Source organism: Marinobacter sp. LV10R510-11A (assembly GCF_900215155.1).
GTDB lineage: Bacteria > Pseudomonadota > Gammaproteobacteria > Pseudomonadales > Oleiphilaceae > Marinobacter.
The window spans coordinates 3,884,427-3,897,708 of record NZ_LT907980.1 but is presented as its reverse complement, the minus strand read 5'-3'; the positions used below and the strand labels follow the sequence as shown (position 1 = coordinate 3,897,708).

General features: G+C 55.0%; 15 protein-coding genes. 8 read left to right on the top strand and 7 right to left on the bottom strand.

The window, feature by feature from the left end; translation table 11 throughout:
- Window positions 1-28: 28 nt before the first annotated feature.
- Together CPH80_RS18770 and CPH80_RS18765 are read right to left on the bottom strand one after the other, a co-directional pair.
- Window positions 29-487 carry a universal stress protein gene (locus tag CPH80_RS18770; RefSeq protein ID WP_096280246.1) on the bottom strand — a complete coding sequence of 153 codons (459 nt, stop codon included), beginning with the start codon at window positions 485-487 and terminating at the stop codon, window positions 29-31.
- A complete protein-coding gene (locus CPH80_RS18765) occupies window positions 477-2,087 on the bottom strand; it encodes a BCCT family transporter (protein ID WP_096280244.1) in 1,611 nt (536 codons plus the stop codon). The genes CPH80_RS18770 and CPH80_RS18765 overlap by 11 nt, the downstream gene beginning before the upstream one ends.
- A 111-nt stretch (window positions 2,088-2,198) precedes the next feature.
- Here CPH80_RS18765 and cadR point away from each other — a divergent pair, with 111 nt between their 5' ends.
- Complete coding sequence (gene cadR, locus CPH80_RS18760) at window positions 2,199-2,663, top strand: Cd(II)/Pb(II)-responsive transcriptional regulator (RefSeq protein WP_096280243.1); 465 nt, start codon at window positions 2,199-2,201, stop codon at window positions 2,661-2,663.
- Between the two features lie 86 nt (window positions 2,664-2,749).
- Window positions 2,750-3,409: a cation diffusion facilitator family transporter gene (locus CPH80_RS18755; RefSeq protein ID WP_096280241.1), complete on the top strand. Its 660-nt coding sequence runs from the start codon at window positions 2,750-2,752 to the stop codon at window positions 3,407-3,409.
- Here the strand turns inward: CPH80_RS18755 and CPH80_RS18750 are convergent.
- Window positions 3,378-4,295, bottom strand: coding sequence for an AEC family transporter (locus CPH80_RS18750; RefSeq protein ID WP_096280239.1), 918 nt, complete (start codon window positions 4,293-4,295; stop codon window positions 3,378-3,380). The two genes, CPH80_RS18755 and CPH80_RS18750, sit on opposite strands and share 32 nt — an antisense overlap.
- 189 nt (window positions 4,296-4,484) lie before the next feature.
- Between CPH80_RS18750 and CPH80_RS18745 the strand changes: the two genes are divergently transcribed.
- The 6 genes from CPH80_RS18745 to CPH80_RS18720 all read left to right on the top strand — a co-directional run bounded on the left by CPH80_RS18745 (window position 4,485) and on the right by CPH80_RS18720 (window position 10,077).
- On the top strand, window positions 4,485-4,934 hold the full coding sequence (locus CPH80_RS18745) for a c-type cytochrome (RefSeq protein ID WP_096280237.1): 450 nt from the start codon (window positions 4,485-4,487) through the stop codon (window positions 4,932-4,934).
- A gap of 10 nt (window positions 4,935-4,944) precedes the next feature.
- Window positions 4,945-6,363 carry a cbb3-type cytochrome c oxidase subunit I gene (locus tag CPH80_RS18740; protein ID WP_096280235.1) on the top strand — a complete coding sequence of 473 codons (1,419 nt, stop codon included), beginning with the start codon at window positions 4,945-4,947 and terminating at the stop codon, window positions 6,361-6,363.
- A 65-nt stretch (window positions 6,364-6,428) separates the two neighbouring features.
- Entirely contained in the window at window positions 6,429-7,397 is a 969-nt protein-coding gene (locus tag CPH80_RS18735; RefSeq protein ID WP_096281789.1) for a 4Fe-4S binding protein, read from the top strand.
- A gap of 12 nt (window positions 7,398-7,409) precedes the next feature.
- Window positions 7,410-9,233, top strand: a complete 1,824-nt coding sequence (locus CPH80_RS18730) for a nitric oxide reductase activation protein NorD (RefSeq protein WP_096280233.1) — start codon at window positions 7,410-7,412, stop codon at window positions 9,231-9,233.
- A 1-nt stretch (window position 9,234) separates the two neighbouring features.
- Window positions 9,235-9,825, top strand: a complete 591-nt coding sequence (locus CPH80_RS18725) for a cytochrome c oxidase subunit 3 (protein ID WP_096280231.1) — start codon at window positions 9,235-9,237, stop codon at window positions 9,823-9,825.
- 12 nt (window positions 9,826-9,837) lie between these two features.
- On the top strand, window positions 9,838-10,077 hold the full coding sequence (locus CPH80_RS18720; protein ID WP_096280229.1) for a cytochrome C oxidase subunit IV family protein: 240 nt from the start codon (window positions 9,838-9,840) through the stop codon (window positions 10,075-10,077).
- Window positions 10,078-10,135: 58 nt separating this feature from the next.
- On the opposite strand, the gene CPH80_RS18715 is transcribed toward CPH80_RS18720, so the two are convergent.
- The 4 genes from CPH80_RS18715 to CPH80_RS18700 are packed head-to-tail and all read right to left on the bottom strand — an operon-like array spanning window position 10,136 to window position 13,264.
- The gene (locus CPH80_RS18715) at window positions 10,136-10,510 is read right to left on the bottom strand and encodes a hypothetical protein (RefSeq protein ID WP_096280227.1); all 375 of its coding nucleotides are present in this window, start codon (window positions 10,508-10,510) and stop codon (window positions 10,136-10,138) included.
- Window positions 10,476-11,264 (bottom strand): CbbQ/NirQ/NorQ/GpvN family protein, encoded by a 789-nt coding sequence (locus CPH80_RS18710; protein WP_096280225.1) that lies wholly within the window; start codon window positions 11,262-11,264, stop codon window positions 10,476-10,478. Before CPH80_RS18710 ends, CPH80_RS18715 begins: the two co-directional genes overlap by 35 nt.
- 16 nt (window positions 11,265-11,280) lie before the next feature.
- On the bottom strand, window positions 11,281-11,970 hold the full coding sequence (locus CPH80_RS18705; protein ID WP_096280223.1) for a hypothetical protein: 690 nt from the start codon (window positions 11,968-11,970) through the stop codon (window positions 11,281-11,283).
- Between the two features lie 40 nt (window positions 11,971-12,010).
- Window positions 12,011-13,264 carry a cytochrome D1 domain-containing protein gene (locus CPH80_RS18700; RefSeq protein ID WP_096280221.1) on the bottom strand — a complete coding sequence of 418 codons (1,254 nt, stop codon included), beginning with the start codon at window positions 13,262-13,264 and terminating at the stop codon, window positions 12,011-12,013.
- Window positions 13,265-13,282 lie beyond the last annotated feature (18 nt).

The window sequence follows — 13,282 nt, the reverse complement described above, 5'->3', positions numbered from 1 at the left end:
TCCCAAAGCTCCCGAGCGTTGCGTCGGTTTAGAGACTGTCTTCGGTTTCGTCTGGGGCTTTCGCAAGGGCTGGCAGTACAAGCACAGCGCAGCAGGCGTTAACGGCCACGCACTCCACTGTGGCCCGGCGCATTGGCCAGCGACTACCCGCGCCCTTGGACACCAGAATAATCAGATCTGCACCGATATTGGCAGCCAGTGCCACCAGTTTTTCACCCGGCGTGCCGGCTACCACGTGAAGGCTAGCGCTATGCGGCATGGGCAGATATTTGCGCGCCAGCAAACTAAGGCTTTCCCGCACCTCGCTTTCTCGGTCTTCTGGCGCATCCGCGGTAATGTGGGGAAAGAACCCGGCACCACCGGGATCGAACACCGTGGCCAGATGTAGCTCGCTGCCTTCACCCAACAACCTCACGCCCTCTTCCAGCGCCCGCTTGCCCTCGCCATCGTCTTCGGAATCTATGGCTAACAGTATTTTACGGTACATTCTGGCTCTCCTGTCCTTCCTGTTTCGTCACGGTAACGGCTTCCACCTGCGGGAATGCACGCCCCTGCACAAGTTCGTTGACGGAATATCCTCGATAATCGGCTCTCAGCGCCCGAAATAGCGAAACCGCCATAAAAATCAGCAATATGCAGAACGGCAAGCCCAGAGAGGTGATCACGTTCTGCAGTGCATCCAGCCCGCCTGCCAGAAGGAGCGATGCAGCAATCACACCCTGAGCCGCAGCCCAGAAAATCCGCTGACGCACGAGCGAAGGCTGATCTTCACGCCGCGTCAGCATATCAATGACCAGCGACGCAGAGTCAGAAGACGTTGTGAAGAAAATAACAATAATGATAATGCTCAGCAACGAGGCCACATTCGCCAGCGGAAATGCTTCCAGAAAGGCGAAAATCGCCACCGAAGGATCCTGCTGCACTTGTTCTGCCAGTGCCACCGTTCCGTTCATTTCAACGTGGATGGCGGAGAGCCCGAACACACCAAACCAGACCAGGGAAAATACGGTTGGCGCGAACAGCACGCCGGCAATAAACTCCCGGATAGTCCGGCCCCGGGAAATCCGGGCAATAAAGATACCCACATAAGGTGCCCAGGTAATCGTCCAGGCCCAGTAAAACAACGTCCACTGCCGCTGCCAGTCCGACTCGGTATACGTCTGGGTCCAGAATGACAGCCAAGGCAGGGCACTAAAGTAATCACCAACGCTCTGAACCATTCCCTCGGCAATGAAAACCGTTGGCCCTACCACCAATACAAACAGAATCAGCAGCAGCGACAGCACAATGTTGATCTGGGATAAACGGCGCACGCCCTTGTCCAGCCCCAGGGCCACTGAGGTCGCCGCGATACTGGTAATCACGGCAATCAACAGCACCTGAACCCATCCTGTTGAGGGAACACCAAACAGGTAAGACAGGCCGCTGTTAAGCTGCAGAGTACCAAGCCCAAGAGAGGTCGCCACACCGAACAGGGTGCCCAGCACGGCAATCACATCCACGGACCAGCCCCAGGGGCCGTATATCCGTTCACCCAGAATCGGGTAGAACAGGCTGCTGATGCGCATGGGAAGATTGTGCCGGTAGGAAAAGTAAGCGATGGCCAGCCCGGGCATGGCAAAGATCGTCCAGGTGTGCAGACCAAAGTGATAAAGCGCTACTGTCATGGCGTCGCTGGCCGCGCGGTCGCTGCCGGCACGGACGCCCTCGAACGGTGGATTGGCGAAGTGGGAGACCGGCTCCGCTACACCCCAGAACATCAAAATGGTGCCAATGCCGGCGGCAAACAGCATGGTAAACCAGGCGAGATTGGAATAGTCCGGTCGGGAGTCGTCAGCGCCAAGGCGAATAGACCCATAACGACTGACCGCAAGCCCAAGCAGGAAAACCAAAAGTGAGGTAACAGTGAGTATGTAGAACCAGCCGAGGTTTTGCGCAACCCAGCCCGTCAGAATGCCGAAGGCATCCGAGACTTCCTGATCAAAAGGTATGGCAAGCGCCACAAACAGCGCCGCTATTCCTGCAGATGTAAAAAACACACCCGGTATGGTCTGCAGTCCAAGCATGCGTTGCAGCCGATCCAGCAAGGTGAATCTCCCTGTAAATGTTCACAAATGATATGGTGGCTTCCTACCATAACCAAAACGGCTTCGCCCCGACACCGACCAGATCAATAATAATCAGGAAGTGCAGATACGATGAAAATCGGTGAAATATCCAAGCGCTCATCCGTTCCCGTGGAAACCATCCGCTACTACGAAAAAATCGGTTTGCTATCAAAGCCAGACCGGGACTCCAGTGATTATCGCGTCTATCGTAATGTGCACCTGGATCGCCTTCTGTTCATCAAACGCTGTCGTAATCTTGATATGGCCCAGGACGAGATCCGTGAGCTGATTCGGCTTTCCGAGAATCCCGAAGCCGACTGCCACGAAGTCGATGCCCTTCTGGCCCGCCACCTGGATCATGTGCGCGATCGTTTGAAGGAGCTCGAAAATCTTGAAAAAAATCTGCAGCAACTGCAGAAAGCATGCTCGGACGCGAGCACAGTTCAGGAGTGCGGTATTCTGGGAGGGTTGAGCTCGGAACTGGAAGAGCTGCATAACAAGAACAGCGGGCACGATAATCACGTGCCGGGAACCCACAGGCCAGGTAAAAGTTAACATTCTGCCAAAACTGCTTGCTTGGTGTTGACCCTGTAGTCACTACAGGGAGTTTAATAAAAGCCTGCTTACAAAAGGAGGTGTCTATGGCATGCAGTTGCTCTGGCCCAGAACCGCAATCCCCGGCTCCGGGCTTTCGTCGCGCACTCTGGATTGCACTGTGGGTGAACCTGGCCATGTTTTTCGTGGAAGGTGCCGCCAGCTTGCAATCTGGCTCGGTTTCGCTGATGGCAGACGCCATCGATTTCTTTGGCGATAGCGCTAACTATATTCTGTCACTTTCGGTTCTGTCACTGGGCATGCTCTGGCGGGGCCGCGCGGCCATGGTTAAAGGCATTACCATGGCGGTATTCGGCACGGTTGTTTGGGCGCGTGCACTCTGGGTAATGGAGCAAGGAACCACCCCCGAACCCTTTACCATGGGATCAGTTGGCCTGCTGGCTCTGGTTGCTAACTTGGCCGTTTTATTTGTGCTTTTTCGATTTCGAGAAGGTGATTCTGATATGCGCTCGGTCTGGCTATGCAGCCGAAATGATGTCATCAGCAACCTGGCAGTCGTGGCAGCCGCACTGGGGGTTTTTGGCACGGGAAGCGCGTGGCCAGATCTTACTGTCGCTGCGATTATGGGCACCCTGGCAATAACCGCCGGTATCAGCGTAATACGCCATGCCCGGGCCGATATTGCTGAAGCCAACACCAGCGCCGCACCTATGGCTAGAACGCCAGTGAAATCATCACCGGAATAAACACCAGCGCAAAGAGCGTGCTCAGCATTACTGTGCCTGCAGCCTGTCGGGGAGAGGTATCCAGCAACGTCGCGATAACGACCGTGTTGGCCGCAATGGGGGTAATGGAAATCAGGAAGATGGCCTTGTGAACCGCCGGCTCATAAACGCCCAGAACCTGTGAATCCAGCCACCAGAATGCCGTTGCCATCAGCGGCCACGCCACAAACTTGCCGAAAAATGCCAGAGCGGTAAAGCGCAGGTTGCCCACCAATCCCCGAAAACTGCTAATGCTCATGCCAATGATCATCATGCCCAGAATGCTGTAGGCACCGCGCAGGTTGTCAAAAAGTGGCATAAACACATCGGGAATACCTATGCCTGAAAGATTGAGCGCCACGGCTGCCAGAAATGCGTAAACCGACGGCAGCTTTGCGACCCGCCATAGCGACTCTTTTAGGTCATGCCGGCCACGTGCGGCGAGGTAGAACCCCACTGAGCTTTCAAACAGGGTAACGCCCAACATGCACACAATATAGATCGCCAGCCCTTCTTCACCGAACAACAACAATGCCACCGGCACACCGAAATAACCTGTGTTGCCCGACCCCACACACAACGGAATAATGCTGGCACTGCCATCCGTAAGCACCCGCTGCGCCAGTTTGAACTGCACAATGGCCGGCACAGACGCAAACCCGAACACCAAAAACGGCAGGAAAATCACTTCCGGGGAAAGCGGAGCCGCCATTACCCCTGAGAAAACCACCGAGGGCGTAACAATATAAAGCATGATACCCGCAATGTGCTTTCCACTTGCCTCCAAGTAGCGGCCCGCCACCCAGCCGAGAGCCACCGTTACATAAAGCGGAATTAGCTTAAAAAACAACACCAGCGCTGCGGCCATGATGGTTCCGGACATCCAGGTTCAGGAAAAATAGGGCGAGAAGTCTAGCACCTACCCCTACGGAGGTAACTCCCCGGCGCAATAGTGTGATTTCCCGCAATGATTGATAATCATCAACAGCATTTTGTATGCATCTTTATATCCTAGTAGGGCAGTCAAGTATTCCACAACGACCAAGGAGAGAGACCAATGGCCGAACGCTTTACCAAAAGCATGGCCAGGAACATATATCTGGGGGGAAGTACGTTCTTCATCCTGCTGTTTCTGGTCCTGACTTTCGATACCCAATCGCGGGCGATGCCCGAGCGGGATAACAGGGATAAGCTTACCGAGCAAGTAGTCCGGGGCAAACACGTCTGGGAAAACAACAACTGCGTCGGCTGCCACTCCATTATGGGTGAGGGCGCTTACTTTGCGCCGGAACTCGCCAACGTATTCGACCGCCGCGGTGCGGGCAATAGCGAAGTCTTCAAGGCGTACATGAACGCCTGGATGAACGCCATGCCCACCAATGTGCCTGGTCGCCGGCAAATGCCACAATTCAACCTAACCGACCAGCAAATCGATGATCTGGCGTCTTTCCTAGAATGGACGTCCAAGATCGACGATAACGGCTGGCCACCCAACATTGAAGGCTAAGGGAGAAAACATGAAATACGAGTCTCAACGGGTCGCGATGCCCTACTTTGTCTTCGCCCTGATTCTGTTTGCCGGTCAGATCGTGTTCGGCCTGATTCTGGGTTTACAGTACGTGGTGGGTGATTTTCTATTCCCCGAAATACCCTTCAACGTTGCGCGCATGGTTCATACCAACCTGCTGATCGTGTGGCTATTGTTCGGCTTTATGGGTGCAGCCTACTATCTGGTGCCAGAAGAAGCGCAAACCGAGCTATACAGCCCGCTGCTTGCGTGGATCCTGTTCTGGGTTTTTGCCGCTGCCGGCACGCTGACCATTCTTGGCTACCTGTTTGTGGATTACGCCACGCTGGCGGAAATCACCATGAACAGACTGTTGCCCACTATGGGCCGGGAGTTTCTTGAACAACCCACTATTACCAAAATAGGCATGGCCTTGGTGTTTGTCGGGTTCATATTCAACATCATGATGACCGCGCTCAAAGGCCGCAAAACCGTGGTTAATATTATACTGATCACCGGCCTGATCGGCCTGGCAGTTCTCTGGATGTTCTCCTTCTACAACCCCAGCAACCTGGCCACCGACAAGTACTTCTGGTGGTTCGTAATACACCTGTGGGTTGAAGGCGTATGGGAACTGATCATGGGCGCCATCCTGGCCTTCGTGCTGATCAAAATCACCGGCGTAGATCGGGAAGTCATCGAGAAGTGGCTGTACATCATCATTGCCATGGCGCTGATTACCGGCATCATCGGCACCGGGCACCACTACTTCTGGATCGGGCCATCCGAGTATTGGCTGTGGCTGGGCTCTGTGTTCGGGGCACTGGAACCTCTGCCGTTCTTCATGATGGTGTTGTTTGCCTTCACCATGATCAACCGGCGCAAGCGTAATCATCCCAACAAGGTCGCCACGCTATGGGCCATGGGCACCGCTGTAATGGCTTTCTTGGGCGCAGGCGTGTGGGGCTTTCTGCATACGCTGGCACCGATAAACTATTATACCCACGGCAGTCAGATCACTGCGGCCCACGGCCATATGGCGTTCTACGGCGCCTATGTGATGATCGTGCTCACCATCATTTCCTACGCCATGCCAATCATGCGTGGCCGCCCTTACGGCAACAGCAACGAGGCCCAGGTGGTGGAAATGTGGGGCTTCTGGTTGATGACTATTTCCATGGTCTTCATCACGCTGTTCCTGACCGGCGCAGGCATACTGCAAATCTGGCTGCAACGCATTCCGGAAAGCGGCGAAGCGCTGTCATTCATGGCCACCCAGGACAACATCTCACTGTTTTACTGGGCGCGCTTGGTTGCCGGCTGCTTCTTCATGGCCGGGCTTGTGGTGTACCTCTGTAGCTTCTTTATCAAGGGGCAGGCGTCCTTTGACGACGAAGTCCACAGCGGCCCTGCACTTAAGGACGCATAAACCCGCCATCCGCAAACCCACAGGGCCGGAACTTGTTTCCGGCCCTACTTATTTGGAACGCAATTGTGACCGTGCAGCAAGCTAATCCCAAGGACACACTCCAAAGCAAGCGGCTGATCACTCGAGCTGCTTTCTTCGGGCTGTTCCTGCTCGCACCGGTGCTAAATATTTTTCGCTATGACTTAACGGAAACCCGATTTGTACTGCTCGGGTTTCCACTTTCATTAAATCTGAATCTCGACTGGGTGGCGCAAAGTTCTCCTGTGGACGTCGCCAGCCAGGTTTTGTTGTGGTTCATTCTTCCCATTCTGGTGCTGGTTCCCCTTGTACTGTGGGTTGCCTGGAAGTGGGGACGAATATACTGCGGCTGGTTGTGCCCGCACTTCTCTGTAGTAGAAACCATCAACCAACTGATGACGCGTATTACCGGTCGTCCGACACTCTGGGAAGCCCTTAAAAAAGGCCGCCGTGGCAAGGTCATACACTGGGCCGGCTTGACCCTGGTTTGCGCCCTTATTGGTTTTTCATGGGCCTTGGCCCTACTCTCATACCTACTGCCACCCATTCCGTTATATACGGACTTGGTCACTGGCAACCTCGCGTTTTACCCGAGCATTTTTCTGGCCGCAGCAACCACGGCTTTCACGCTGGACTTTCTGTTTGCGCGCCATCTTTTTTGTAAATACGGTTGCGTGTTCGGCGTCGTACAGAGCATTGCCTGGATGACCCATGGCCGCGGTCAGCTCGTGACCTTTGACACCACGCGCGCGGCAGCCTGCCGTGACTGCACAAAAGCCTGCGACGAGGCCTGTCCCATGCGGCTTCCAACCCGCAGCCACAAACGCGCAAAGTTCTCGTGCACCCAATGCCTGCAATGCGTGAGCGCTTGCCGTGAAGTGCAAAAAGATAACCCCGAAGGCAGCCTGCTACACTGGCAACCCGGCGTACCGAGCCGGCAGACTGTTCTAATTCCTGTTCACCAATTAACTACCAACCACCAACTTGACAACAAACCCGCCAAACAGCGGGCTTAACAGGAGCTCAAGATGGAAGAGTGGGTCGGCTACAAATGGCATGAATACATTACTCGCCAAGCTCTGGGTGAATTCCCTGAGCACGCCGTTTACCTGAAGGATGAAGCCCGCAGCCTAGGCATTGTATTCCGCGCATTTGGAGGCGACCCGGCCCTCAGCTTGGTGACGGCAGAACCCCGGCACTTTCGCCTGCGCCGACGTTTTTTACACAAAATTGCGGGCACGCACCGGAAATTTGAACTGGCTTGGCGGGATGAACAGAACCTGCGCCTGCCTGAAAGAGTGGCCAAATTCTCATCCAAACGCCTGAACCGGGATCTTTATATCTGGCTGGCCGCACTCGCGGCTTCCCCGACCCCAGCTGATAGCGACTGGTTTACCGGCAATCAGGCATTGGTTCAAGATGTGATCGTGCGTTGGCCGGGGCTTGAAATTGTTTATCAGCGCCTGGTTAAGCAGGTTTTGCACTGGCGCCCTGAACCAGAGAGCCTTTCTCCATCAGAAGCCATTCGCGAACAGGCAATCCGGCAAGCACTTATTCACCCGGGTAGCGTGCCTGCCCTTCCCGCTGCTGATACCGACCCTTGGCCGGTCATCCTTTGGTTGTACCCGGCGCTGGAACAAGGAAAAGCCAACGGACCGGTAACCGGCGATGAGGACACTCAATCCAGCCCCGGGGGCCTGACCAAGAAGAACAAGCGCCGCCAGGCAGAGCGAGTGGACGCCTTCGATCGCGATCAGGGGTTGATGATTTTTCGCCTGGAAAGCCTGTTTTCTTGGACAGACTTCATTCCGGTTGACCGTGCAGGCGACGACACAGACGAAGAAGATGCCGAGGCGGTTGCGGATGATATGGATATGATTTCCGTCTCCAATGACCGCAAGGAAACCTCGTCGTCCATCAAATTTGATCTCGACCTGCCCTCGGAAGAGCACGACGACCTGCATCTTGGGCCGGGCATTCACTTGCCAGAGTGGGACTGGCGTAGCCAGAGCTATCGAGAAGCCTTCTGTTGCCTGCAGCCCATGCTGGCAAAAGACGCCGCGCCCGCAGACCTCCCGGAAGCATTGCGCCGACCGGCAAAACGTCTGCAACGCCAGTTCAGCGCACTGAAGCCACTCAAACAATGGCAAAAACGGCAGCTGGACGGCGACGAGCTGGATCTGGATGCTTGCCTTGAACGGGAAGTCCAGAGCCGGCGCGGCCAGGGGTCTATCGACCAAAAACTGTTCCGGCGTTGCCAGCAGAACCAGCGCGATCTCGCCTGCCTGGTACTGGCGGATGTGTCGCTCTCGACCGAAACGTATATAAACAACCATCAGCGGGTTATTGACGTTGCCCGGGACGGCCTGCAACTGCTTAGCGAAGCTCTGCAAGCCAGTCGCGACCCGTTCGCCCTGTTTGCGTTTTCATCAAGAAGGCGTGACCACGTGAGGTTCCATCACCTGAAAGGGTTTGATGAAGCCTATACCAGCACCATTCGGGGCCGAATTCAGGCCCTGGAGCCGGGCTTCTATACCCGTATGGGCGCCGCCATTCGCCAGGCCACAAAACTGCTAGTGGCACGCCACGAACAACAGAAAATTCTGTTGTTGCTGACAGACGGCAAACCCAACGATCTGGATCAGTACGAAGGCCGATACGGCGTGGAAGATACGCGCATGGCGGTACAGGAAGCCCACAAAGCGGGCCTTACGCCGTTTTGCGTCACCATTGATGACGACGCCAGCGAATATCTGCCTTATGTATTTGGCAGCAATAACTACGTGGTGATCCGCGACCCGGCGCAGCTACCGCTCCAGCTCCCCAAACTCTACCTGAACCTGACTCAGTGATATGACGGACTTAGCTCTTGAACCTGATCCGGAATCCGATACACGCCAGCTTCCGGGTGATATCGCCGTATGGATATTTATTTTTGCCGAGCTGGCCGTATTCGGCATCCTGTTCATCGGCTTCGCCGTCGCCCGCAGCTTCGACCCAGCCACGTTTCACGCCGGTCGTGAAGTTCTGCATCCCTGGATCGGGCTGCTGAATACCGCTGCACTGATTACCGCCAGCTATCTGGTCGCTACGGCGGTTCACCAGTTCCGTGAAATGCGCTCGGGCGTGCAATGGCGCTTGTGGCTTGCGGTTGCGGTTTCCTGCATTTACACCGTTGGAAAAATGTATGAATACGTGAACCTGTATAGCCTGGGCTATAACCTGGGTACGGACACGTTCTTCATGTTTTATTTCTTCCTGACCTTCTTTCACTTCATGCACGTGATTCTGGGGCAGATCATCCTGATCATTCTTGCCGTAAAAGTAGGCAACGGCGACTATGACGGCTCGGATATGAACGGCATGGAATCCGGTGCTTCGTACTGGCACATGGTGGACCTGGTGTGGCTGGTGCTATTCCCAATAATTTACGTACTGGCCTAGGGAGAGCTAGCAATGTTGGCAGTCTATTTCGCTCTGATGATTTGCACAGCCTTACCAGTGATTGTTCTAGAGGCCGGTATAGGACCGGAATTTCTGGCCTGGCTGGTGTTTGCAATGGTGATCGTGAAATCTCTACTGCTGGTGGATCACTTTATGGAAATGAAGAGTGCACCGCGCGGATGGCGGATGCTGGCTCATGGATGGGCGCCAATAGTGGTTGTCGTGGTTGCGGGGTTTCATACAATTACGTGAACGCTAAAGCTTCACAAAGCCGATAACAGGGGGCGGCTGGCACCCCCAACCTAACAGGCTAGAGCCACTTAGCCGGGAAGTACGGCATCTTCTCCGACATTGCTTGCGTCAGAGAGACCATCCCCCAAAGTACAAAACCGGTGTGCAACGCGATTGCCCAAACCAAGGCAAACGTCCCGAAATGCCCCACATCCCCGAAGAACATCCAGCTGATGGCAATCCCCGAACTGATCAAGGTAAAACCAATCAGTGACATAAACAGTGCAGCCCGGGTATGAGCCCGGCGTAGTTCGTTAACCTCTGAACGTCGGATAAACAACCAAAGCAATACCGCAAATCCGATAACCGGAGTTACCAGCAAATTCAACAAATACCAGATGACTGGAACAATCGCTCCGCTAGCGGGTTTCGTCCGGGCGCCCGAATACTGCATATACCACCTCCATCAATGAATTAACTGTTGCTTCGTCGTCTGAGAGCGGCTCGATCATACCCGCGCGGCAGGCTTCGGCCGTTGGCAAGCCTGCACGTATCAGCAAGGCCGTGTGAATCAGCAACCGCGTTGATGCAGCCTCTTCCAGATCATGGTCTTTCAAGTTGCGCAGCGCTGTTGCAAGGCTAACGAGTTGCTGCGCGAGATCGCGGTCGCAACCGGATTCTTCTACCACGATGGCTTGTTCCAACTCTTGTGAAGGGTAATCAAACCGCAGGGATACAAATCTCTGGCGGGTGCTTGGTTTCATGCCTTTCAGCAAGCTCTGATATCCAGGGTTGTACGAAACCACCAGCATAAAGCCCGGTGCGGCAGTCAGTAGCTCACCGGTGCGCTCTATGGGCAATTCCCGGCGATCGTCCGCCAGCGGGTGCAGTACCACGGTTGTGTCCTTGCGGGCCTCTACCACCTCATCGAGGTAGCAAATGCCACCTTCGCGCACCGCTCGGGTCAACGGGCCATCCTGCCAGTAAGTACCTTCGGGGCCGATCAGGTGTCGTCCAACAAGATCGGCAGCCGTCAGATCATCGTGGCAGGCTACGGTATAAATGGGTCGATTCAATTTCTCGGCCATATAACGTACAAACCGAGTTTTACCGCAGCCTGTAGGCCCTTTGATCAAAATCGGCAGGCCATTGTCTGCGGCGGCTTGGAACATCTCTATCTCATTACCAACTGGCTGGTAAAACGTCATGTATTACAATCCTCTGTTACTGATCGTCGGTTCTGGCAAAACCATGAACCCATTCAGGAAAAACAGCAAACGCCTGCTTATCATCCACCCGGCTTAAATGGCTAAGCGCTTCCTCACACGCCAGTGCCTGTTCACTCCAGCCAACTCCCCGGTACCAACCTACCGCTTTTACCGGCGCACCAAGCCAGGTAATCACCAGATCCCGGTGTTCAAGAAACTGGCCAGCAAACCCTGCCTCGGAAACCGCAGCATGGGTGTTGTTATGCAGCAGAAGACCGAGCGCTGAACTGAAGTCTCCTGCCTCATAAATTCGTTCCGGCGCCGGGCGTATTCCTTCCGCTTCCAGTGCGGCAAGAGGCAGTCTGGATGCCAACGGATCCCGGCCTGCAACTGTGGCCAAATCCCGAGCCTCTAGCTCGGAAACTGAACGAACACCCGACGTTCTACGGGTTATCCAAGCCGGGCGAGGCGACTCGCCATCACGGTTCTTGACACTCAACGTAACCGCGCCCTGGCTGTCTGGCGCTGAAAAACGGAACATCAATGCGGCCTCAAGAGACTCGCTACCAAAGCGAATGTCGGCTATGCATCCCTGCTTTTCTAGCTGCCAGCTAAAGCGATAGCGCGCAACGTCTGTTACGCGGGTTACCGAGTCGACAGTCAGAACAACCGGCAAAAACTCATCGGCCGTTGTTGCGACCGGCATGCATGACAGAAATGCCACGCATGCTAATGCCCGAATGCACTTATAACCCAAGCACATGGGCCCGGCTGGTAAAGAAAATGCCGCTGGGGTTTTGCGCGTCCAGCTCGGCAACCGGCTCCAGAGTGCGGGTGTTGTAAACCGTTACCCGGTTGCTGTCCCTTGACGACACCCAAACTTCCTCACCCCGTGGCGTAAACTCCATGTGCAACACTGCCTTGCCCGGCTCGAGGGTACGGATGATTTTGCGGGTTTGGGAATCAATCACCTGAATCACATCGTTTTTCGGATGCGCAAAGCTAACCCATATGCGCCGATTGTCCGGGCTGGCCATCACGAAAACTGGCTGGCCTTGTACCGGTACTTTATCCACCAAGGACCAGTCTTCCATGTCTGCCACCAGTACCTGATGATGCCCAACGGCTGGCACAAAGGCTCTGCCGTCGGCGACCGTCCAACCCTCTAGGTGAGGCATTTTGTATACGGGGAGTGCCTGTTCGCCCTTGCCGTAATTGGGCAGGATTTCTGTGACGCCGGCATCGGTATCCCAGAGATCCAGCATCGACAGGCCATCTTCGCCAAACAGGCCGGCAATGTAGTAGCGCCCGTCCGGTGTGATCATGGAATCGTATGGGGATTTACCGGCATCGAACCGGGTCACCTCGGGCTTGCTGTCAGTTACACCATCTGGCATATCCAGAATCCAGATCTGACCGGCATCAAACAGGCTGAACACAAACCGGTTACCCGGCGCGTCTACCAGGCCAACGGTTTTGGACTGAGCGGTTTCACCGTTTTCCCGGGTATAGGTAGCAGGAATATTGGCGACGAGCTCCAGTGTTTTGCTATTAAAAACCTTCACACCACCCGGTTCATAATTGGACACCGCAACGTAGCGGCCATCCTGGGAGATAGCGCCACCAATGCTGTTGCCGGATTGGATTACCCGGCCAACAATGGACTGCGTGAGCAGGTCTACTTTGGTGAGGCCGCCATCGCGACCAAACACGAAGCCATAGCGAGCATCGCGTGAGTACACAATAGATGCATGAGACAAATCCCCCAACCCTTCAATACGGCTGATCACGCTGTGGCTGGTGGTGTTGATAACCAACAAAGAACCCGTTGCCCGCTCGACAATCAGGCCCAAGTCGCCGGTACCCATCAAACCATCAGTGGCGGCTGCAGGCGCTGTGTTCTGCGAGTCAGCTTCAGAGAAAGCCTGACAACCACTCACCAGTGCCGAAAACAGCAACAGCATTAAAAGTCGTTTCGCAGAGCGGATTATCTGAACCATCCTGTGAGTCCTCGAGGT